Here is a 21,493-nt window from a genome sequence, read left to right on the forward strand (position 1 = left end):
TTTCTATGATTCAATAGGTTAAGATGGCAAAAGTCTTCGTTTTATTGTATTGGGTGTGAAAAAAGGAGTGGTCAATGAACACAATTGGATTTAGGACTTTCTTATTGATTGGGTTGCTTTTTTTAGGATATGGGTTGACCTCCTGTACAACCCCCAAAGTGTCTTCTGAAGCCCAGCCTGGCTATGATGGCGGATTTGGTGGTGATGGTGGGCATGTGCATCAAAATGAATAATATAAAACTCAAAAAGGATAAAGAATGTCTGCCAATGCATGGTTTTTAGGTTCTTTAGGTATCGCAATTGTTGTATTGATTGGTTTCCTACTCTTATTTAGAAAAAATAAAAAAACCATGCAGTTTTATCTTGCGTTAATTACTTTTCTTATTGTTGCATCAATTTTTTTACACGGGGTTTCATTTCAATTAAATGAGTGATTTTGGTGAGGGAAATCAATGAGTAAGGACGCACTTCCTGATTTTAAAAAATCCTCAAAAGAGCGGTTACTTTGGTTCGCTCTTTTATTAACAGGATGCTTTCTAATCGCCGAGGTGGTTGGAGGCATTATACGGGAAGTCTTGCATTAATATCGGATGGGTCCCCAATTGGAAGCAAAACTGATTACTAACTTAGAGATATATTCTCTGATTGCATCATGATTACTGTTATTCTTAAAGAGTTTATAGAAGAGAGGAGTCGTTCATGGATGTGAACAATAAACGAGGCTTTGTCATTACAGTAGGTGCCCGATTAGTTATAGGATTTATGGCGCTTAGTTTGCCTTTATTGATATTAATTATGCTCTTAATACCCAAAGTAAATTGCGTGATTGAATTGACAGATAAAATTCATAGTGAAAATTTACCACCAATCCTCGACAGTCAAATTTATCAAGCTCAAGACATTCTTGAACATTGGGCAATGACCGGGGACCCAAAAGATAAAGTTTATTTCGCACACCTATGGAATGAAATCAATCATGTTAGAGGCCAGTGGGATCGGGTGATGCGCCAATTAGATGATCCAAAGCTCCAGCATGAATGGGCCAAACTTCAAGAATTGTATGTGCCTTTTTATCAAGCGCAAGCTTCAATACTTAATGCTTCTCGAGATCCGAATAATCCAGATAATGTAGAAAACAGTAGAAATAAGACCAGAGCCCTTGAAAAATCAATGATCGATATTATTGATGGTCCTTATTCTGAAGAGGCAGGCAAAAGAACCGGTGGATTGTTCAGCGACTTAGCACGTGAAATTGAGAAAAATGTTAATAAAATAGATAACAGCTTAATTTCCTTAAAAAAATCGGCCTATTGGTTATTCATTTTAGCCGTTGTTCTAACCCTTGTTGTACCTTATACAACCCGACGAGCTATCGCAATTCCAGTAGATAAGGCAATTGATATAGCGGAACGAATTGCTTTAGGGGAGCGGGATGTCGTGATCCAAATTCCATCTGCAGATCAATTAGGAAAATTGCTTTTATCACTCAAAGCCATGCAAGAAGCGATTAAGAAGAATGAAGAAATTCTTCGTACAAAAGAAGAAGAATCTCGAGAGTTATTTGAAAAATTGGTCAGCTCATCGAAAAAATTTAGACTGCATAGCAGTAAAGTTGCTGCAGGCGATCTTAGAGAGCGTCTTGAAATAGACAAAGAAGACATCTTACAAGATCTAGGTAAAGATTTAAATTCAATGACGGATGGGTTGGCATCAATCACCAAAAAAATTAGTAAAGTCAGCAATGACATAGTCACTATGGTTGGAACCGTACTCACTTCAGCAAATGAACAAGCAGAAGGGATTACCTCTCAAGCATCAGCTATAAATGAAATCAGTGCGTCATTGGAAGAAATAGATAAGAGCTCAAAACAAACCATGGCTAAAGCACAAACCCTGCGGGAAGTTGCTAAAAACACTTATGAGCAAGGAAAGCTGGGCACAGAGTCAGTAGAACAAAGTATTCAAGGGATTAAAGCTTCAGAAGAAAAGATGAAGCTTATTGCACAAACTATTCTTGATTTAAGTAATCATACCCAACAAATTGGCGACATTACCTCCGTAGTAAATACCCTTGCCCAACAATCAAAGATGCTGGCATTGAATGCATCGATTGAAGCATCAAAAGCAGGAGAAGCTGGAAAAGGTTTTGCCGCAGTAGCAACTGAAGTAAGAAATCTCGCTGAGCAATCAGAACAGTCAACCGTACAGGTACAAAAAATTCTTGAAGACATTCGGAGAACCACTGAAAAAGCCGTCGCCGTTACAGAAGAAGGCACAAAAACTCTTGATTCAGGATCAACACGTATCAAAAAAGCGGGTGAGGTGATTCAAACCCTAAGTAAGATGATTCATGAAGCATCCATTTCCAGTCAGCACATCGAGATAACCATTCGCCAAGAAGCAGTTGGGATTGAACAAATCGTTGAGAGTATGAATGAAATTAATCGCACTACCTCAACTTTTTCCAGTGGCATCAAAGAGATGATGGCATTTATTCATAATTTGGATGATATTGCTAAACATTTAAAGGCAGATGTCAATTTATACAAAGTTTAGAAACATCGCATGGCTCTAGACAAATGTATACTAAAACAGTTTGACCGAATATCCAGAGGCAAAGCAAATCCATGTTGCTTGCACACAACCAACTCTGAAAGAAACCATTGTTAATTGCTAACATGAGTGGTTATTTGCCCGGAAAAATGATTCACCTCTTGGCCAAAAGCAATAGGGCAAAGAATAGCACAGTTATATCATTCGATTCATGTAAGAGATTAAGCCAATAAAATAAAAGATTACTCATTTCTATTGCATTTCGCGATCGTGAAGGTAGTTTTGAGCCGAGCATTGTCAAGAAACGCCAAACGATATTAAATGAAGATAACAACATACTATCGCTTTATGCCCGTGGGCATGAGTTATGAACCAATTTCTGAGCATTTGTTAGAGTTTTATGGTCTTGAGGTATTGCCTGCCAAGATTAGCCGGGCACTGATAAACTACTACCCTCTTACCTATCCGCCTCTGATACTCAAAAATAAGTTCAATATTCAAATATTGACACAATTATCTAGTAATTTAGTCAATCAATAAAAAAGTGCTAAACTATATTTCTATTATCATTAGGGATATTGATATGGTAGACAAAATACGAGAAAAGGTGAAATGGTTTAATAAAGATAAAGGATGTGGTTTTATTGACGTTAAAAACCCTCTTGACTGATGAGTTATCGAGCGATGAAAGACATCCAAAATTTCAAAGAAGATGCCAAAGCCATTTTGGAAGCAGCACCCGATTTGTATCTTATTTTATGCTCAAAATTTAATATTGTTGGGGCAAGTGATTCCTATCTCAAAGCAACGATGGTCAAACGAGAGGAAATCCTGGGACGATATATCTTCGATGTTTTCCCAGACAATCCTAATGATACCTCGGCAACGGGCGTCAATAATTTGCGTCACTCATTAAATCGGGTACTAAAGGACAAAGTTTGTGATGCCATGGCCATACAAAAATATGATATCCGACGTCCCGCTGCTTCAGGAGGTGATTTTGAGGTGAGATACTGGAGCCCACTTAATTGTCCCGTTCTAGATAAAGATAACCGTGTAAAATACATTATCCATCGAGTAGAAGATGTCACAGAATTTATTCATCCTCAGCAATCCCCTGACTTCCAATTGAAAATCATAGAAACATTGCAACGTCATGAGGGAGCAATGGGGGCTGAAATAGTAAAAAGAGCCAAGGATATTCAAGAGCTTAATAAGAAATTGCAAGAAAGGGAAGCTTATCATTCTGCATTTTTATCCGCTATTCCAGATGCTATGGTATTAGTGAATCAAGAAGGAAAAATTGAATTTAGTAACAATCAGGCAGAGGTCATGTTTGGTTATACAAAAGAAGAACTATTAGGTCTATCGGTGGAATCATTGATGCCTGAAAATTCGGCAAAAGTACATCCAAAGCATCGGTCTAATTATTTCAAATCACCGCGTGTGCGTCCTATGGGACTTGGTATGGAGCTTAAAGGAAGGCGCAAAAATGGAGAAATATTTACCGTTGAAATTAGCTTAAGCCCTTTGCAAATAACCCAAGGGATGGCCGCTATTGCCATCATCCGTGATGTGACTCTACGAGTTGAGCAAAATAGATTATTACAAGAAAAAGAAAAATCTCTCAGGGATTTGTATGAAACGCTCGAGGAAGAAAAATTTCAACTGGAATCAATCAATCAAAAAATGTTCACCATTACCCAATTAAGTGAAACCTTTCTTGCCTGCAACACGATTGACGAAATACTGGAGTCTTTCTCATCCTATGCGAATAAAATTCTGGATTTTTCGGATGGTGCTTTATACCTTATGCATAATTCGCGCAACTATTTGGAGAAAAAAATTACATGGGGGGATTCAAATCATTATTCGGCGATTTTTTCCTCCAATGAATGTTGGGCTTTAAGACGGGGATGCATTCATGAAGTCAGTGAACGGCAGCCTGGGGTCGTATGTCGACATATCAAAGAAATGAAGCAAGAACAGCAAGCGTCTTTGTGTATACCCTTGATGGCCCAAAATGAAATACTTGGCTTGTTATTTATATATAGAAGTTCAGAGAAACTAAATACGCTGATTCCTGTGGTCGCAGAAACAATTTCGTTAGCTATTGCAAACATAAGATTAAAAGAATTGCTTCATTCTCAATCCATCCGTGATCCACTGACTGGCTTATTAAACCGTCGTTTTCTCGACGAATATATAGTCAAGCAAATAGGACAAGCAAAGCGTACCAAAACATCCATAGCATTCATTATGGTTGATGTGGATAACTTCAAAAAGGTTAATGATACTTTTGGCCATGAAACAGGGGATTATGTATTATCTCGCTTGGGTAATTTACTCCCATCATTAGTTCGAGAAGGTGATTTGGCATGTCGCTACGGCGGCGAAGAATTTTTATTTGTTTTACCAAATTGTGACCTTAATAGCGTAAAAATAGCTTCTGAGAATATTCGCAATGAAGTGAACAAAATGCGAATCGTCATTGATGAGACTGTTTCGAACATCACTATATCCCTTGGTGCTTCAATTTACCCAAACGATGGTTCTTCATTGAAAGAATTAATCGATGCAGCCGATCAATCATTATATGTGGCTAAAAAGAAAGGTAAAAATAGGGCGATTATTTTTTCCGAAATCAATAAGTAATCGTTCAGATTTGATAGAGCAGGTCAATCAGTATTAAGAAGAGTTTGTTTCGTTGTGGTACTTTATCTCGCAAAGACCGGTTATGTGATTTTTCAAAATTGTTATCAGCATAAATTAAAGTGGTCACTCAACTGGTTACTAAATTAACGTCTTTTAAGCCATGTTGAAAGTTTGAAAGTTGATTATATAACTAAAATTAAGTTAGTATTCCAGCAGCAAAATAATAAGCAGCCAATTTTTCAGATTGATATAAATCAAATTCCCATTCGGTTCGTTTTGAGATATACATGTCCGGCCTTTGCCAAAAAAAATCGATAATCAACATCAAATTTTTCTTTTTATACATATACTGAAAGATTGGAGGCAATCTATAATTAATAAATGAATGGAGACTTATTAAAAGGAGAAATGCTATGTTTAGGGATATCGTTCTATTTTTTGCGGGGTTTGAATTTTTTCATACGATAGCACACGTCTTTTTTGCATTTTTAGTTCCTTTAGACCTTAAATTTATAATTCTGACCCCCACTTTAAATACTTGGTCAATAGTTATCAATGCCCTGATTACTCTAGCTCTTCTTTGGTGGGCAAAACGATTACGAAGTAAATAATTAACTATTAAAACAATTAGGAAGAAAAATGAATAATATAAAATATGGATTTGGAAAAAAAACATTGTATTCATTTGATGATGCAATTAAGAAGGTTACTGAAGAACTACAAAAAGAGGGATTTGGAGTTCTTACAAATATAGATGTGTCCGCCACTCTGAAAAAGAAGTTAAATCAAGATATGCCTCCCTATCAAATTCTTGGTGCATGTAATCCCCAATTTGCCCATCAAGCTTTAGAAAAAGAGCCGTCTATTGGTTTACTTCTACCCTGTAATGTGGTTGTACGCCAAGATAATACAGGCAAAGTGTATGTTGAATTCATGGATCCGAACGCCGTATTAGAATTGGTCGGCAATTCTGAGATCAATCATATTGCAGGTGAAGTGAGACAACGACTTGAGCGGGTATTAAGCGCATTGTAATGACTCATCTATGGTTAAGATTTTAACATACGAAGACCACTTGCAATCATAATAAGTTCACTGATTTCATGAGCTAAAACGGCTATTGGCAACGTAAAATAACCAGTTATTGCCCCGACAACAAGCGTGCTAATAACAATTATAGACAGTCCTATATTTTGTAAAATTATATTCCAGGTTCGGCGACTCGCATCCCAGACAACAATATGTTCATGCTTGATGATTTGGTTTAAATATTCCAAGATAGTCTCTATTTTAATTTTGATATAAAAAATTCACTAGTATTCCTCGTGGCTTGCCACGGGGAGGTTCATTAACAAGCGACAAATCAAGAGATAGGTCAATTAGCGAAGCCATATGATTATCTGTTTCTCCAAATTCACTAATGTTAGGTAACAGGATCTCAGTGATGAGATCCTGTTACCTAACAATTAGCAGCTTCTATCGAAAAAGAAGGTGGGCAAATTGGTGCGATTGATACTGTTCGCGCTGAAGCAGATACTCAGATACGTGATATTACCATTTACACATGTGGCCCGAAACATGCGGAGTCTATAGTTGATCTATTGCGTACGATTCCTAACATAGAAGTGATTCACGTCTCGGATCGTATTTTTCTAGCCCACCTGGGCGGTAAAATCGAAATTGAAGGTCGTATTCCATTAAAGACTCGAGATGATCTGTCAATCGCTTATACACCAGGTGTTGCGCTAATTTGTACTTCTATTTATAAAAAATCTGAAGATGCATTTAACCTAACAATTAAGAAAAACATGGTTGCAGTAGTTTCAGACGGAACAGCAGTATTAGATTTAGGTGACATAGGGCCATACGCTGCCATTGTTGCAACAGGGCGAAGCGATTATCCCAATCAAATTAATAACGTACTCTGTTTTCCGGGGTGGCACGCAAAATAAAGACATAATTTGAATGATAGGTTTATTGATTGCAAAAATCTGAATTGATTAACCAGTTGCTGCATAGACTTATTTTACATACCTTGCTCATTCCTGAGTTGCATCGTAGTATTATATACTCAGGCTCACATTGAACCATTTTAGGTTAGTGCTTCTGCAAACAAGCAATAAAATACTGCCCCAATTTGGAATCTCGGGTAATTACAACCAAAGTGCGTTTCATAAGGGATAGGAATATTGACCTCATGGGGTTAAACATTAAATCGATGTTAACGTTGAAAAATGGGATTTTTAATATCACTGCGGTCCTTTTTTCTGTATTTTATTTAAATACGTACGCCACTACGCTATCAACGCCCCTTTCTTTTTACGAAGCAGGCCAGCGTGCCATTTTATTTTCTCCTGAACTAAAACGTTTGCGTACTGAGGCGGAAGCTTTAGATCAGAAAGCCATCGCTGATGGTCAATTGCCTGATCCAAAACTAATGGCAGGAACGATTAACGTGCCCACCAATAACTTCAGTTTTACGCAAGATGAGATGACCATGATCATGGGCGGATTAGAACAACGTCTTCCGCCAGGGCATTCTTTAGCCATTAAGTCACGACGAACTAAAGCAGAATCTGGCGTCTATCGCGCGCGATTTCAAGAACAAAAGCTGGCTATAGTAAAAACAGCGCGAGAAGCCTGGCTTGAATTATACTATTGGCAACAAGCAGCGAATATTGTGCAGAAGAATCGTCGCTTGTTTGTGTATTTACTTAAAGTTGCCAAGTCCCAATACGCACAAGCCAAAGCCACGCAATCGGATGTCTTGCAAGTCGAAGTCGAACTGTCTCAATTGGATGAACAACTCGTTCAAATCACCCAGCAAATGGAACAGGTTCGTGCAAAATTAGGACGTTGGATCGGGCAACAAGAAGCACGACGTCCATTAACTGCTACGTTACCTGCCCTACCACACCTTCCCTCATTAGATGCATTGAAAGCAAAAATAAAATGTCATCCTTTATTAAAAGCCGACTTCAGCGCTATTCAGGCAAGTCGCCAATCCGTGGCGTTAGCAAAGGAGCAGTTTAAGCCCGGTATCGTTTTCGATGTCAATTACGGTTTCAGACAAGGTCGCATGCCTGATGGGACACCACGTTCCGATATGTTGACCGCGCAAGTCACCGTTGATTTACCTATTTTTCCTAAGTATCGCCAAACACCACGCCTTAGGGAAAGTTATCTTCATTTAGAATCGGCATTCTTGGATAGACATGCCCACTTTCGCGATTTAATGGAAATGCTGTTAAGCACTTATGCTGCATGGCAGCAGCTAACCCGACGCGACGCCGTATTTACGAAACAACTCATGCCGGAAGCCAAGCAAAATGCCAAAGCAGCCTTGTTGGCGTATCAAAGTGCAACCACGGACATGAATACGGTGTTACGTGCTTATAGTGGGGAGCTTACTATCCAGTTGGAACAGTTAAACGTTCACATTGAACAGCTTAAAACACGTGTAGCACTACTCTACCTACAAGGAAAAACTTAGATGAAACTGAAAATAGGTATACTGATTATTGTGTTACTCGCAGTCCTTTTTTTAGTGAAAAAATGTGCCTTCCCAACTGAAAAAACGAATCAACAAACTGCAACGAATGAAAAAGGAAAGCCCATGTATTGGATGGATCCTATGAATCCTATGATTCGATACAACAAACCAGGTCTCTCTTCCATGGGGATGAAATTGGTCCCTGTTTATTCTGATAATGAAGGAGCGACAAATGGCAAAGTAACCGTACGGATAGCTCCTGAGATTGTAGGTAATTTAGGAGTACGTACAGCGCTTGTCACAAAAGGCAAGCTTGCCCGAAAAATCGAAACAGTCGGCTATGTGACTTCCAATGAAAACCTTATTAGTAATATTAATGCTTATGTGGATGGTTGGATTCAAAATCTGGTTGTCAAAACAACTGAAGCTTCTGTTGAAAAAGGCCAATTACTGATGCAGCTTTATTCACGAACCCTGGTCAATGCTGAAGAAGAATACTTAATTGCGCTTGAAACGAAGGAGGCATCCCTGATTGACGCCTCGCAGCAAAAATTAATTTCCTTAGGTATGGCTGAAGCACAAATTCAACAGCTTAAAACAACACATAAAGTAAGCCAGCTCGTTAATATTTACAGTCCGCAAAAGGGCATTGTAGCCACCTTAAATGTGCGCGAAGGGATGCGGATTACACCGGCAATGAAAATGATGAGTATCATTGATTTGTCGACCATCTGGATCATCGTTGAAGTATTTGAGCAACAAGCCTCTTGGCTTCAAGTAGGGCAATTAGCCGAAGCGCAATTTCCGGCCTTTCCTGGTAAAACTTGGAAAGGGAACATTGACTATGTTTACCCTCAGCTTAATCTAAAAACACGTACCCTTAAAGTGCGTTTACGCTTTGATAATCCAGAGAATCAGTTAAAACCCAACATGTATGCCATGATTACCTTGTCCATGACACCCTTGGAACAGGTGTTAAGTATTCCAAAAGAAGCCATCATTCAAACGGGTGAGGGGACACGTGTTATTGTTTCTTTAGGCAAAGGTCGCTTCCAAGTTCAACCGGTGGTCACCGGCATTGAGTCAGGTTCGCGCATACAGATTTTATCGGGATTAAAAAAAGGGGAACGGGTGGTCAGCTCAGGGGAGTTTTTGATTGATTCGGAGGCCAGTTTAAAAGCCAGTTTAGAGCGCATGAACGACAACCAAGGCAAAAAAGGGAAAATGAATGCACACTAAAATTCATACAGGGAGTGATTGTCTATGATTGCAGCCATCATTCGCTGGTCCATCCAGAATCGGCCTTTTATCCTGTTGGCCACTCTTTTATTAACCCTTGCAGGCTTCTATATCCTCAAAGAAACGCCGCTGGATGCCATTCCTGATTTATCCGATGTGCAAGTGATTATTAAATCAACCTATCCTGGGCAAGCACCACAAATCGTTGAAGATCAAGTCACTTATCCTTTGACCACCAAGATGATTGCAGTACCTGGCGCAGTAACAGTACGTGGTCAGTCTGCGTTTGATGATTCATATATTTATTTGATTTTCAAAGATGGAACCGATTTGTATTGGGCACGCTCTCGTGTTCTGGAGTACTTAAGCCAGGTTGCCAACCGGTTACCGCCTAATGCCAGTACGGCATTAGGTCCGGATGCCACAGGGGTGGGGTGGGTTTATGAATACGCTTTGGTGGATACCACAGGCAAGCATGATTTATCTCAGTTAACCACCCTGCAAGACTGGTATTTAAAGTTTCAATTACAGAAAGTGCCTGGGGTTTCTGAAGTGGCACGGATTGGTGGAATGGTGCGTCGTTATGAAGTGGTTCTTGACCCCAATAAATTACGTGCATTTGATTTAACCCTATCTCAAGTGATTGCAGCCATTCGGGATGCCAACCAAGAAACAGGTGGCTCAACCATTGAAATGGGCGAAGCCGATTACATGATACGTGCGCGAGGCTACCTTAAAAAAACTGCTGATTTTGAAAACATTCCTTTAGGTGTTTCAAAACAAGGAACTCCGATTCTTTTATCGGATGTAGCGACCTTCAGGCTGGGTCCTGAAAACCGTCGCGGTATTGCAGAGCTCAATGGTAAGGGCGAAGTAGTGGGTGGCGTCATCATCATGCGCTTTGGCGAAAATGCCATGAAAACCATCCAAGAAGTCAAAGCCAAATTGGCTGAGTTAAAGAGCAGTCTGCCTCCTGGGGTAAAAATTATTGAAACCTACGATCGTTCCAGTTTGATTCAACGGGCAGTAGACACCCTAAAGGATAAACTGGTTGAAGAGTTCATTCTTGTTTCTTTGATTTGTTTTGTTTTTTTATTTCATCTGCGTTCGGCCTTAGTCATTATTATCACCCTGCCTATTGCGATTTTGGCATCCTTTATCATCATGTATTGGCAAGGCATTACCGCAAACATCATGTCCTTAGGAGGTATTGCCATTGCTATTGGTGCGATGGTCGATGCCGCCATTGTCATGATTGAAAATGTGCATAAGCATTTTGAGCAAACTCAAGTGACCCAAGAGAATCGTTGGCAAATTATTCAAGAAGCAAGCTTACAAGTCGGGCCATCGCTCTTTTTTTCTTTACTCATTATCACCTTTAGTTTTCTCCCGATATTTACCTTACAAGCCCAGGAAGGGCGTTTATTTTCTCCATTAGCGTTTACCAAAACCTACGCTATGGCCTGTGCTGCGGCTTTGTCGATTACTTTGGTTCCTGTGTTGATGGGCTATCTGATTCGCGGACGTATTCGACCGGAAACGGAAAATCCATTGAATCGGGCATTGCAAGCGGTTTATCAACCAGTCATTCACGCAGTCCTTAAAGCACCCAAGACGATTTTAGCTATTGCTTTTGTCATCGTGGCTATTGGTTTTTGGCCCGTTACCCGCTTGGGCTCTGAATTTATGCCGCCTTTAAACGAGGGCGATTTGCTGTATATGCCTACCACCTTCCCAGCGATTTCAGTGGGTAAAGCGCAACAATTAATCCAGCAAATTGATAAACTCATTCTCACCGTCCCGGAAGTCAAATCAGCGTTTGGCAAAATTGGCCATGCGGAAACCGCAACCGATCCGGCTTCTATGTCGATGATTGAGACCACCATTCAATTTAAACCCCAAAGCGAATGGCGGCCTGGCATGACCTTTGAAAAAATTAGAGATGAGCTGGATAGGCAAGTGCAAATACCTGGGGTGACCAATGCGTGGGTTATGCCCATTCGCAACCGCATTGATATGTTAGCGACTGGCATTAAAACCCCTTTGGGGATTAAAATTATTGGCCCCGATTTAAAGGTCATCCAAGAGATTGGTCAGAACATTGAACAGGTACTAAAGCCTTTGCCAGGCACTGCTTCGGTGTTTGCAGAGCGGGTAGTGAGTGCACGCTACGTGAATGTGGAGATTGACCGGCTCAAAGCTTCTCGGTACGCGTTAAACATCCGTGATGTGCAAGAAATGATTGAAAATGCAGTAGGCGGCATGAATGTTACCCAGACGGTTGAAGGGCTTGAACGCTATCCGGTGAATTTGCGCTATCCTCAGTTTGTGCGTGATTCGGTGGCACAATTGCGTCAATTACCTATTGTAACCCCGACTGGTGCTCATATTCCGCTGGAGGCCGTGGCGACATTATCAGTGACCGATGGTCCGGATATGATTAAAACGGAAAACACACGTCCCTCGGGCTGGGTTTATGTTGATATTGCGGGACGCGATTTGGGCTCGTATACCAACTCAGCCAAGCAAGCGGTGAAACAGAACATTAAACTACCTCCAGGCTATACGCTTTTATGGACTGGGCAATATGAATTTATGCAGCGTGCTGAAGCACGGCTTATGATAGTCATTCCCCTGACACTTTTGATTATTATTGTCTTACTTTATTTGAATTTTAAACGCTTTTCGGAGGTATTCATAATTCTTGGTACCCTACCTTTAGCGCTCGTAGGGGGAATCTGGTTTATTTATTTACTTGGCTATTACTTATCGATTGCAGTGGGCGTGGGATTTATTGCTTTGGCGGGTGTCTCTGCTGAAACCGGGGTAATTATGCTCATTTATCTGGACCAAGCGCTGATGAAGCAACAACAACTGGCCGAGCAAGAGGGTCGTGCGCTCACTAAAGCCAATGTGCGCAGCGCGGTGATTGAAGGGGCACTGCTTCGTCTCAGACCCAAGATGATGACAGTGCTTGCCATTATTGGTGGTTTATTGCCTATTATGCTTGGTGGCGGCACAGGTTCTGAGGTCATGCGGCGTATTGCTGCACCCATGGTGGGTGGCATGATTACCGCAACCATCCTTACTCTCATTGTGATCCCAGCTGTTTTTTTAGTGTGGCAAGAAGCAAAAATAACTGAAATAAATGAAAAGTCCGATGAGTAAGTGTTGGCTATCTAGAACATTCTCAAAAAATGGTCCTGGTGTTTCATAACTAGGACTATTCAATATGCATCAGCGAACGGCTTTTATCTTGTTTACTTTTTTAGTACCCGGAATAGCCTTAGGCACGATGCAACACGTTCCTACGACCACGAAAACCCCATCAGACTTCAAGTTTTCAGGCTATGTTGATGGCTCCTATAATTATCTTCAAAACAGCAATAAATTCACGAGCGGTATCGATGATCGCATCTTTGACATCAACCCAAATGGAGTGACACTCCAACAAGCAGGCATCACCTTAGCTTATCAACCCCAACAAGGATTTGGCGGTTTAATCACCCCTGTGGTAGGAAGGGATCCCAATATTTTTGCACCCTATGGTTGGAATCTACGTTCGTTTGCAATGCCACAAGCTTATGTGCAGTATGCGAGCGGTCCTTTGACCTTTATGGGAGGAAGTTTTATTGAGTTAGCCGGTGCTGAAAATCTTTTTTCTTATAATGATACCAATTTTTCTCGCTCTATTCTCTGGGGCTATGCAGAACCTTTTACCGTTACGGGATTAAGAGTTTCCTACATTCCCAATGATAAGCTCACATTAATCGGTGGTATCAATAATGGTTGGGATAGTATTCGTGATACTAGCCGCCAGAAAACTATTGAACTTGGCGCCTCTTATACGTTTAACCCAAGGTTCTCTTTGGCAACTTATGCTTATTCAGGTCAACAACGCATTGCTGAAAGGATATCGAGCGGCCCAACAGGGCAGCGTACTTTGATAGATTTAATCGCCACGTTCACAATTACGAAACAGTTAAGTTTTGTTATCAACTATGATGGTGCGTTACAAACGAAAGCAGCACTTCCCAATGGCAATGTAGCGAAAGCAGTGTGGCAAGGAATCGCAGGATATGTGAATTATCAATTGAATCAGAAATGGCGAACCTCCCTACGTGGAGAAATTTTTTCGGATAGAAATGGTTATCGCACGGGAGTAGCTCAAACTTGGGATGAGCTCACTATGACATTGAGCTATATTCCTACTAAAAATCTTGAGTTTCGTGCAGAAACACGACGCGATTTTTCTAACGTCAGTTCTTTTCTGAATAAAAATGGCATTACAACAAGCCAGAATCAACAATCATTTGCTTTGGAGGGAATTTTTAGGTTTACATAAAAACTATAAGTCTGATTCATATCAATTGCCTTATTTTTATCTCCATGTGCATTGTTAATGGCCTATGATTTTTTTAAAAAACTCGGATCATTTTTTCCTAGAATCAATTGAACACAAGCTTACAAAACAAGTCTGAAAAAAGCGACGTATCAAGAAATGCAATATGATCATCATATAAGATCGGATAAGGTCTATAGCGATTAGAGGCTTGCAGGTAGTTAGGTTAGAGCAACCCATGACTAATCTTTTCTCTTGCCCACTATAACAATATGCTCTACTCTTTTCCTCTAAGGTACTTAAACCAATAAGTATAGGATCCAACTATCATGCCTATAACGAAGTAGAGGGGATCGAAATTAAATGTAGCAAGTGCTGTTATTGAGGGTCCAGGACAATATCCTGTCATACCCCAACCTATGCCGAAAATAGCACTCCCAATGACAAGACTTGTTTTGATTTTCCTTTTTGGTGGTAGGTGAAATGCTGCAGATAATCGTGGTTTGTCGAGTTGAAGAACAAAACGATAGCCTATGAAAGTGGTCAGGTCACTACGGCATTAATCATGACGATGAACAACGTTGGATCCCAATGACCGAATAAATCCAAAAAATTTAAAACCTTATTGGGATTTATCATATTTGAAATGGCCAAACCTGTGGCAAATAATACTCCTATGAAAACGCGGATAGAAGATACATGATTAATCAACATCCTATTAGATGTCGGCTAATAAAAACCGTTATTGCGCCTGATAAAAAAAATGCAAGGGTAGCAATGACAGAGGGTATTGATAAGCGCGCAATGCCACAAACGCCGTGGCCAGAGGTACATCCATGCCCCATGCGGGTTCCAAATCCTACAAAAAAACCGCCAATGATTAAAAGATAAACTGGGTAATGAGTTCGTAAGGGAAATTGAATGGGAGGAACGAGGTAAAACGATAGGCCTCCGACAACGAGCCCTAATAGAAAGATGGCTCGCCAAAACCGTGTGTTTTTTTCAGGCGGACATAAACCATGCACCAAACCACTGATTCCAGCTATGCGTCCATTTAGCCATAAAAAAGGACAGCACTAAGTCCGATAAAAAAGCCGCCGATTAATCCTTTGTAAGGAGTGAACTCCGTAATATGATTCATTCTTTTTCTCTCTGATTTCTTTAGTATGATTAAGAGGAAATCGAAGTTTTGCCTTTATTTTATTCTAATAACCATCTTTATGTTTTTTTACCATTTTTGTCGGCAGATATTATGCGAATAATCAACCTATTAGCCAGCATTGATAGGCTCGATAGCTTAACTGAGACTCTATTTCCCAATTAAAAATCATCATAAACTTCTTTTCGGTGTTTTATTGCAATAATAACGACTGTATTTGTTTCTGCTTCAATGCGGTAAACAACTCTATAGTCACTGACTCGCAAACGCCTGTGCCCTTTAAGGCTATATCGCAATGGCTTACCAAAACCAATAGGATCGATCATCAATCGCTCTTCAATCGCTTTTTTTATGAGCTTTTTAGCTGCAGTTGGCAACTCGGGTATGTCGTATTTGACAACATCTTCTACATATTCAATTTGATACAGTTTACTTCCAGGCGTCATCATGCTTCACCTTTTTTACTCTGGCATGATCCCGAAACTCTGCAATAGCAGACAAGACTCTATCTTCCCGCCGTTCTAAGGCTTCCATGATAAGCTCTTTAGCTAATCCTGAAATTGATTTATGTTCTAGCTCGGCCAGATAAGCAAGTAAGCCTGCTGTTGACTCTTCAAAGGTAATATTTATTCTAGGATTTTTAGTGGGCATAATGATTGCTCCTAAATTTGTGCATATATTAAGTGTAACACTTTTGCATCACCTGTCAAATCGCTACAAAAGAATAGGATACTTTTACATGTGAAATCATCGGCTTGATAGGTTGTTAGATTATAACTTTTCCATTTTTAATATTATTAATGAGTAAGTTTGTTTCTTAAGTTAGGTTACAAAAAGATGAGCCAATGGCAACACCTAAAGGAAAGTAGCTTCTTTAGAGCATAGAAGCATCCTTATTTTTAATGCATTATAACTCGCAAGTTTACGAGTCGTAATATTGCGTAACGTAAATTCACGACATAAATTAAATATAGAAAGTGTTTTAGTTAAGTTGGGATGTTTTTTTAATAGGAGGGTGTCAATTAGAAAAGAAATAAGATAAGACACTCACCAGAACGGTCCAGACAAAATAACAACTGCTCATAAAACAAAATAATGCTAAGAAGGAGACCACAGAGTCTATTGCATCATGATTTCCGAGAAAGAGCTGACATTATCAAATGCCTCTATGCCGTGTTGCTCGGCTACCGATTCAGATGAACTCGCTCATTTATAATAATTGCGATTAAAACTAAGGTTACACGACGTAAGTGCGTACCAAACTAATCCTTGTTAAGAAAACGTTAATAAAAATTATAATGAGTCTCCAACCTCATAATAATTTTTTTTACTTAGCTCTATTATGACAAAAAGAAATTTATGCTATTAAAGATTGGGCATGTAAAAATTTTATGACAAAATAGTAAAAGTACATGGGCAGAGACAAGGATAGGAATCATATGAGCGATATCAAGTCATTTAAAATAAAAAAAATAGACCTTCTTAAAATGATTTTTGCGGCAATTTTTTCCTGCATAACACTCAATGCCTATGCCGACATACAATCCTACCACATCAAATACCATAAAGATTCAAAAATAAACAATATGTCCTTATCAAACGCTGTAGTATTAATAGAGTTCCACCGTAATGGCAAATCACAAGGAAGACTCCTGGCCAAAACGAATGATGCTCAGGACATTACCATCAACAACACTTACGGAAAAAATTTAGTTATTCACGTGCTATTCATCGATAAAGAGGGGAAAAGAATACGATGTTGGGGGGTATCCACTGCTAAATCAAATACCATTGAGATTCAGTGTGATAAAGTGGTTTCATTGAAAAAAGTAACAGGAAACACCGAAAAATCCACTGATTCAACCCATTAAACCACTAAGCGCTATCTGGTAAACAAGTATTGACAAAAAGCACAATGTCGCATGACACTGATGTAACCTCACTTTATTATGAGCAAATAAACAAAAATGACCAATAAAATTCGTGGTAGAGTCAAATATTAATAAAGACAAGGGCTTGGTTTTATTGTAAGCAGTGGCAAAGATTACTTTGTCCACTTTAGTACGATTCAAAGTAACGGCGTTAACACGATTCTCGATGGGGCAACCGTTCTTGTTTAAAATTAGAAAAGGGCAGAAAGGACCTCAGGCCGAGGAAGTCGAAGTGATTCAATAAATGACCACCATTAAGTCTATGTCAGCACGATTCAGATGACAATATAAAACTATTTTTACTGCATGAAACCATCACAAGGTATAAACATAAATTAAATATAGAATTAGGTTGGTATCAATTAGAAAAGAAATGAGATAAGACGTTCACCAGAACGGCCCAGATAAATGGCAACGGCTCATGAAAATATACATGCTAAGAAGGAGGCCACAGCGTGTATTGCATCCCAATTATGCTATGATTCTAATAGTTCATTGAATTTGTGGAAGCGTTTTTTGTCTTAAGTAACACTTGAGTCACCCACAAAATGGAAACGAGACTCATAATGACGCTAAGGATGGATATACATGAATGGATCAAAAACAAAATGCTGTTCCAACGAGACATCAACTTCCGAGAAGAAACAGACATCATCCAATGTCTCTATGCCGTGTTGCTCGGCTACCGATTCAGATGAACTTACTCATTTTTTTAGCTTTCTCACTCAATTTTTTCAGGCAAATCTGGGCAAGGTCACAGCAGGCATGAGCCCAGCAGCGTTGAGGATTGCCTTCTTTTCTTGGCTTGTGCAATTGGAACAGTCTCCGGGGCTCTTATTGGAATTAGCACTTTACCCTGCGGTGCATGCGCATGATTGCATTAATAACGTGCTCTGTGTGGATCGTGCTGCAGGTGGTAAAGACGTGCGCTTTCATAAAGAAAGCTGGCAAGCCATGCCTTGGCGGCTGTTAGCAGAACATTTTTTGCAAATTGAAGATTGGTGGCGACGGGCTACGACTCAGGTTCCAGGATTGCCTAAGCCGGTTGAACGCACCGTTTCTTTTTGGGCACGGCAATTTTTGGATGCGTGGTCGCCTTCTAATTTTGTCTGGACCAACCCTGATTTGTTTTACGAAACAATTCACTCCAATGGATTTAACTTAATTAGTGGCACTGAAATTGCGATTCAGGACATGCTTGATAGGCTAACCGGCGCACTACCTGCTGGCGCAGAAGAGTTTATACCCGGTAAAGGTGTAGCGATTACTCCGGGGCGAGTTGTTTTTCAAAACCATTTAATTGAGCTTATTCAATATGAACCACAAACCAAAACCGTGTTTAAAGAACCAATATTAATCATACCCGCATGGATTATGAAATATTATATTCTTGATTTATCCCCCAATAATTCACTGGTTAAATGGCTTGTTGGCCAGGGGCACACCGTGTTTATTGTTTCATGGCGCAATCCTGATGGTAATGATCGGGATTTAGGGATGGATGACTATTACCGATTAGGGGCCATGGCGGCCATTAATGCGGTTTCGACTCTGCTGCCTCAAGCCCAAATCAATCTGATTGGGTATTGTTTAGGTGGCACACTGGCAATGATTACGGCCGCGGCGATGGCACGCGATGGAGATAATCGTCTCAACAGTCTCACCTTGCTTGCTGCGCAAGGCGATTTTACCGAAGCCGGGGAATTGATGCTTTTTGTCACCGACAGTGAGGTTGCTTTTCTCAAGAACATGATGTGGGAGCAGGGGTATCTTGACACCAAGCAAATGGCCGGTTCCTTTCAGATGCTGCGTGCTTATGATTTGATTTGGTCTAAAATGATTCAAGATTACATGCATGGTGTGCGTCGTGGCACCATTGATTTACTCGCGTGGAACGCCGATGCCACTCGCATGCCTTACAAGATGCACAGCGAATACCTTGAAAAACTGTTTTTAAATAATGATTTTGCTGAAGGACGCTTTACAGTGGAAGGAGAACCAGTTGCCGCTGAAAACATTCAATTACCCATTTTTGCGGTGGGGACTGAAAAGGACCACGTGGCTCCTTGGCAATCGGTGTATAAAATTCATCTGATGGCCAGTAGTGATACCACCTTTGTTTTGACCAGTGGTGGACATAACGCAGGGATTGTCAGCGAACCAGGTTATCCGGGACGCTATTATCACATTCATGAACACAAAAGGGGTGAGGCTTATTTGAATCCCTCGCGCTGGTTAGATAAAGCAGAGAAGCAAGAGGATTCCTGGTGGCAAGCCTTACATGATTGGCTAACACGACACAATACCGTAAAGCGAGTTTCTCCACCTCTCATTGATAAAGCGCTGCCCTTAGCCCCTGGCAATTATGTGATGCAGAAATAAAGGAACCATGATGGATAAGGAATTTCTGGAGAATGTCACCTTTGATGAGCTCACTATTGGGCAGCAGGCAAGTCTGAGTAGGACGCTTACTCAAGAAGATATTGAGCTTTTTGCAGCCATGTCCGGTGATGTGAATCCGGCGCATATGGATCCCAAATTTGCTCAAAGCGATATCTTTCATGGCATTGTAGGTCATGGTATGTGGTCAGGCTCTCTGATTTCGGCACTTCTTGGTACCATCTTGCCGGGACCTGGAACGATTTATCTGGAGCAAGATATCCAATTTAAAAAACCGGTACGCATTGGCGATACGATTACCATCACGCTTATTGTCCGTGACAAACAGGCTAAGCAAGCCATCGTCACTTTGGACTGCAAGGGGGTAAATCAGCGTGGCGAAATCGTGGTTGAAGGTATGGCTACTGTGCTCGCACCAACACAAAAAATACGAGTCGCAAAAGCAAATCTGCCTCAGGTGGAAATTCACAGCCATGACCGGTTTCAGGCCATCATTCAAACCTGTCAATGCATGGGAAGGATTCGTACCGCGGTGGTCCATCCGGTAAAAGCCAATGTGTTGGAAGCAGTAGCTGATGCGGTGAACGCTAAGCTTATGATCCCGGTATTAATTGGCCCAATAGAAAAAATTAAGTCAGCCGCTATTGAGGCTAAAATTGACATCTCTGAGTGGGAAATAATTGATACGGAGCATAGTGAGGCTGCAGCCAGCGTAGCCGCGGAGTTAGCAGCGACTGGCGCAGTAGATGCCATCATGAAAGGTGCTTTGACCACTCATGAGTTGTTAGCTGCCATTGTGTCTGCGACTTCCAACCTGCGTACCCAATACCGGATTAGCCACGCTTATGTCATGGATATTCCCTCTTATCATAAACCCCTCATTATTACCGATGCGGCGATTAATATTGCACCCAGTGCGTCCGAGAAGGCCGATATCTGTCAAAACGCGATTAATCTGTGGCGCATCTTATTCGGTGAAGATAAAAAACCAAAAGTCGCTATTCTTGCCGCGGTAGAGTTAGTTAATCCTAAGATGCAAGCAACGGTAGATGCCGCAACCTTATGTAAAATGGCGGAGCGTGGCCAAATCACCGATGGCATTCTCGATGGGCCATTGGCATTTGATAATGCCATTAGCAAAGAAGCTGCAGAGGATAAGGGGATTGCCTCATCGGTTGCAGGGGATGCTGATATCCTGCTTGTTCCTGAAATTGAGTCAGGTAACATTTTGGCAAAGCAGCTCACTTTTTTAGGCCATGCAGATGCCGCCGGTATTGTTTTAGGAGCGCGCGTGCCCATCATTTTAGTCAGTCGTGCCGATTCCTTGCGAACTAGACTCTTCTCTTGTGCCTTGGCCGTTAAGTTGGCTGCGGCACGTAAGGCAGGGAAGATTAAATGATACCCAAGATAAAAAAGTGTATTCTGGTGATTAATGCAGGCTCATCCAGTGTAAAATTTCAAGTGTTTGCCAGGGAGCAAACACTACCTCTACTTGCTCAAGGCAAAGTGTATGATTTAGGGAGCAAACCCTTATTTACAGTAACCCATGAAACGCATCCCATTCAGAATTATGCGGATAACGCAGTACTTCCTGCTGACACCACTCCTGAAAGTGCCTTGCGTTTTATTCTGCACTGGGTGGAAGCACAAAATCAAAGCTGGCACGTTAACACAGTAGCTCATGGCGATGCATGCTCTGTCTCTTCTTGGAAACAGTAAGG

Annotated in this window: 24 protein-coding genes and 1 pseudogene; 18 read left to right on the forward strand and 7 right to left on the reverse strand. The window is 40.7% G+C overall.

From position 1 onward, the window contains the following. Nucleotides 1-74 precede the first annotated feature (74 nt). From ACF8MK_RS10995 to ACF8MK_RS11020, 6 genes are all read left to right on the forward strand, one after another. Complete coding sequence (locus ACF8MK_RS10995; protein ID WP_392536696.1) at nucleotides 75-233, forward strand: hypothetical protein; 159 nt, start codon at nucleotides 75-77, stop codon at nucleotides 231-233. Between the two features lie 24 nt (nucleotides 234-257). Then, on the forward strand, nucleotides 258-434 hold the full coding sequence (locus ACF8MK_RS11000) for a hypothetical protein (protein WP_392536697.1): 177 nt from the start codon (nucleotides 258-260) through the stop codon (nucleotides 432-434). Nucleotides 435-452: 18 nt separating this feature from the next. Then, nucleotides 453-584 carry a hypothetical protein gene (locus ACF8MK_RS11005; RefSeq protein ID WP_392536698.1) on the forward strand — a complete coding sequence of 44 codons (132 nt, stop codon included), beginning with the start codon at nucleotides 453-455 and terminating at the stop codon, nucleotides 582-584. A 115-nt stretch (nucleotides 585-699) separates the two neighbouring features. Further along, entirely contained in the window at nucleotides 700-2,556 is a 1,857-nt protein-coding gene (locus ACF8MK_RS11010; RefSeq protein WP_392536699.1) for a methyl-accepting chemotaxis protein, read from the forward strand. A gap of 318 nt (nucleotides 2,557-2,874) precedes the next feature. Next, nucleotides 2,875-3,093, forward strand: a complete 219-nt coding sequence (locus ACF8MK_RS11015; RefSeq protein WP_392536700.1) for a hypothetical protein — start codon at nucleotides 2,875-2,877, stop codon at nucleotides 3,091-3,093. A gap of 144 nt (nucleotides 3,094-3,237) precedes the next feature. Beyond that, nucleotides 3,238-5,208, forward strand: coding sequence for a diguanylate cyclase (locus ACF8MK_RS11020; RefSeq protein ID WP_392536701.1), 1,971 nt, complete (start codon nucleotides 3,238-3,240; stop codon nucleotides 5,206-5,208). Between the two features lie 196 nt (nucleotides 5,209-5,404). On the opposite strand, the gene ACF8MK_RS11025 is transcribed toward ACF8MK_RS11020, so the two are convergent. Beyond that, on the reverse strand, nucleotides 5,405-5,533 hold the full coding sequence (locus tag ACF8MK_RS11025) for a hypothetical protein (protein ID WP_392536702.1): 129 nt from the start codon (nucleotides 5,531-5,533) through the stop codon (nucleotides 5,405-5,407). 88 nt (nucleotides 5,534-5,621) lie between these two features. Here ACF8MK_RS11025 and ACF8MK_RS11030 point away from each other — a divergent pair, with 88 nt between their 5' ends. After that, on the forward strand, nucleotides 5,622-5,819 hold the full coding sequence (locus ACF8MK_RS11030; RefSeq protein WP_392536703.1) for a hypothetical protein: 198 nt from the start codon (nucleotides 5,622-5,624) through the stop codon (nucleotides 5,817-5,819). 28 nt (nucleotides 5,820-5,847) lie between these two features. After that, nucleotides 5,848-6,243 (forward strand): DUF302 domain-containing protein, encoded by a 396-nt coding sequence (locus ACF8MK_RS11035; RefSeq protein ID WP_392536704.1) that lies wholly within the window; start codon nucleotides 5,848-5,850, stop codon nucleotides 6,241-6,243. Nucleotides 6,244-6,257: 14 nt separating this feature from the next. Here ACF8MK_RS11035 and ACF8MK_RS11040 read toward each other — a convergent pair whose 3' ends face one another. Then, complete coding sequence (locus ACF8MK_RS11040; protein WP_392536705.1) at nucleotides 6,258-6,485, reverse strand: hypothetical protein; 228 nt, start codon at nucleotides 6,483-6,485, stop codon at nucleotides 6,258-6,260. Nucleotides 6,486-6,809: 324 nt separating this feature from the next. Between ACF8MK_RS11040 and ACF8MK_RS11045 the strand changes: the two genes are divergently transcribed. The 5 genes from ACF8MK_RS11045 to ACF8MK_RS11065 all read left to right on the forward strand — a co-directional run bounded on the left by ACF8MK_RS11045 (nucleotide 6,810) and on the right by ACF8MK_RS11065 (nucleotide 14,285). Next, nucleotides 6,810-7,160: a hypothetical protein gene (locus tag ACF8MK_RS11045; protein ID WP_392536706.1), complete on the forward strand. Its 351-nt coding sequence runs from the start codon at nucleotides 6,810-6,812 to the stop codon at nucleotides 7,158-7,160. A 245-nt stretch (nucleotides 7,161-7,405) separates the two neighbouring features. Next, a complete protein-coding gene (locus ACF8MK_RS11050; protein ID WP_392536707.1) occupies nucleotides 7,406-8,701 on the forward strand; it encodes a TolC family protein in 1,296 nt (431 codons plus the stop codon). Continuing rightward, nucleotides 8,702-9,940 carry an efflux RND transporter periplasmic adaptor subunit gene (locus ACF8MK_RS11055; protein WP_392536708.1) on the forward strand — a complete coding sequence of 413 codons (1,239 nt, stop codon included), beginning with the start codon at nucleotides 8,702-8,704 and terminating at the stop codon, nucleotides 9,938-9,940. 24 nt (nucleotides 9,941-9,964) lie between these two features. After that, complete coding sequence (locus tag ACF8MK_RS11060; protein ID WP_392536709.1) at nucleotides 9,965-13,108, forward strand: efflux RND transporter permease subunit; 3,144 nt, start codon at nucleotides 9,965-9,967, stop codon at nucleotides 13,106-13,108. 64 nt (nucleotides 13,109-13,172) lie between these two features. Then, entirely contained in the window at nucleotides 13,173-14,285 is a 1,113-nt protein-coding gene (locus ACF8MK_RS11065; protein ID WP_392536710.1) for an outer membrane beta-barrel protein, read from the forward strand. 274 nt (nucleotides 14,286-14,559) lie between these two features. Here the strand turns inward: ACF8MK_RS11065 and ACF8MK_RS11070 are convergent, their stop codons facing one another. The 5 genes from ACF8MK_RS11070 to ACF8MK_RS11090 form a co-directional block, all read right to left on the reverse strand. After that, on the reverse strand, nucleotides 14,560-14,829 hold the full coding sequence (locus ACF8MK_RS11070) for a DUF6691 family protein (RefSeq protein WP_392538954.1): 270 nt from the start codon (nucleotides 14,827-14,829) through the stop codon (nucleotides 14,560-14,562). After that, entirely contained in the window at nucleotides 14,826-14,996 is a 171-nt protein-coding gene (locus ACF8MK_RS11075; RefSeq protein ID WP_392536711.1) for a DUF6691 family protein, read from the reverse strand. The genes ACF8MK_RS11070 and ACF8MK_RS11075 overlap by 4 nt, the downstream gene beginning before the upstream one ends. Next, nucleotides 14,990-15,307, reverse strand: a complete 318-nt coding sequence (locus ACF8MK_RS11080; RefSeq protein ID WP_392536712.1) for a YeeE/YedE family protein — start codon at nucleotides 15,305-15,307, stop codon at nucleotides 14,990-14,992. The genes ACF8MK_RS11075 and ACF8MK_RS11080 overlap by 7 nt, the downstream gene beginning before the upstream one ends. A 295-nt stretch (nucleotides 15,308-15,602) precedes the next feature. After that, complete coding sequence (locus tag ACF8MK_RS11085; RefSeq protein ID WP_392536713.1) at nucleotides 15,603-15,890, reverse strand: type II toxin-antitoxin system RelE/ParE family toxin; 288 nt, start codon at nucleotides 15,888-15,890, stop codon at nucleotides 15,603-15,605. Continuing rightward, entirely contained in the window at nucleotides 15,871-16,092 is a 222-nt protein-coding gene (locus ACF8MK_RS11090) for a hypothetical protein (protein WP_392536714.1), read from the reverse strand. The genes ACF8MK_RS11085 and ACF8MK_RS11090 overlap by 20 nt, the downstream gene beginning before the upstream one ends. A 788-nt stretch (nucleotides 16,093-16,880) precedes the next feature. On the opposite strand from ACF8MK_RS11090, the gene ACF8MK_RS11095 reads away from it, so the two are divergent. The 5 genes and pseudogenes from ACF8MK_RS11095 (at nucleotide 16,881) to ACF8MK_RS11115 (ending at nucleotide 21,491) form a co-directional block, all read left to right on the forward strand. Then, nucleotides 16,881-17,312, forward strand: a complete 432-nt coding sequence (locus ACF8MK_RS11095) for a hypothetical protein (RefSeq protein WP_392536715.1) — start codon at nucleotides 16,881-16,883, stop codon at nucleotides 17,310-17,312. A gap of 96 nt (nucleotides 17,313-17,408) precedes the next feature. Further along, nucleotides 17,409-17,616, forward strand: a pseudogene (locus ACF8MK_RS11100) (cold-shock protein). 344 nt (nucleotides 17,617-17,960) lie between these two features. Further along, on the forward strand, nucleotides 17,961-19,754 hold the full coding sequence (locus ACF8MK_RS11105; RefSeq protein ID WP_392536716.1) for a PHA/PHB synthase family protein: 1,794 nt from the start codon (nucleotides 17,961-17,963) through the stop codon (nucleotides 19,752-19,754). Between the two features lie 10 nt (nucleotides 19,755-19,764). After that, nucleotides 19,765-21,171 carry a bifunctional enoyl-CoA hydratase/phosphate acetyltransferase gene (locus ACF8MK_RS11110; RefSeq protein WP_392536717.1) on the forward strand — a complete coding sequence of 469 codons (1,407 nt, stop codon included), beginning with the start codon at nucleotides 19,765-19,767 and terminating at the stop codon, nucleotides 21,169-21,171. Then, nucleotides 21,168-21,491 (forward strand): hypothetical protein, encoded by a 324-nt coding sequence (locus tag ACF8MK_RS11115; RefSeq protein WP_392536718.1) that lies wholly within the window; start codon nucleotides 21,168-21,170, stop codon nucleotides 21,489-21,491. The genes ACF8MK_RS11110 and ACF8MK_RS11115 overlap by 4 nt, the downstream gene beginning before the upstream one ends. Nucleotides 21,492-21,493 lie beyond the last annotated feature (2 nt).

The sequence above is a fragment of the Legionella sp. 227 genome (assembly GCF_043161935.1).
Classification (GTDB): domain Bacteria; phylum Pseudomonadota; class Gammaproteobacteria; order Legionellales; family Legionellaceae; genus Legionella; species Legionella sheltonii.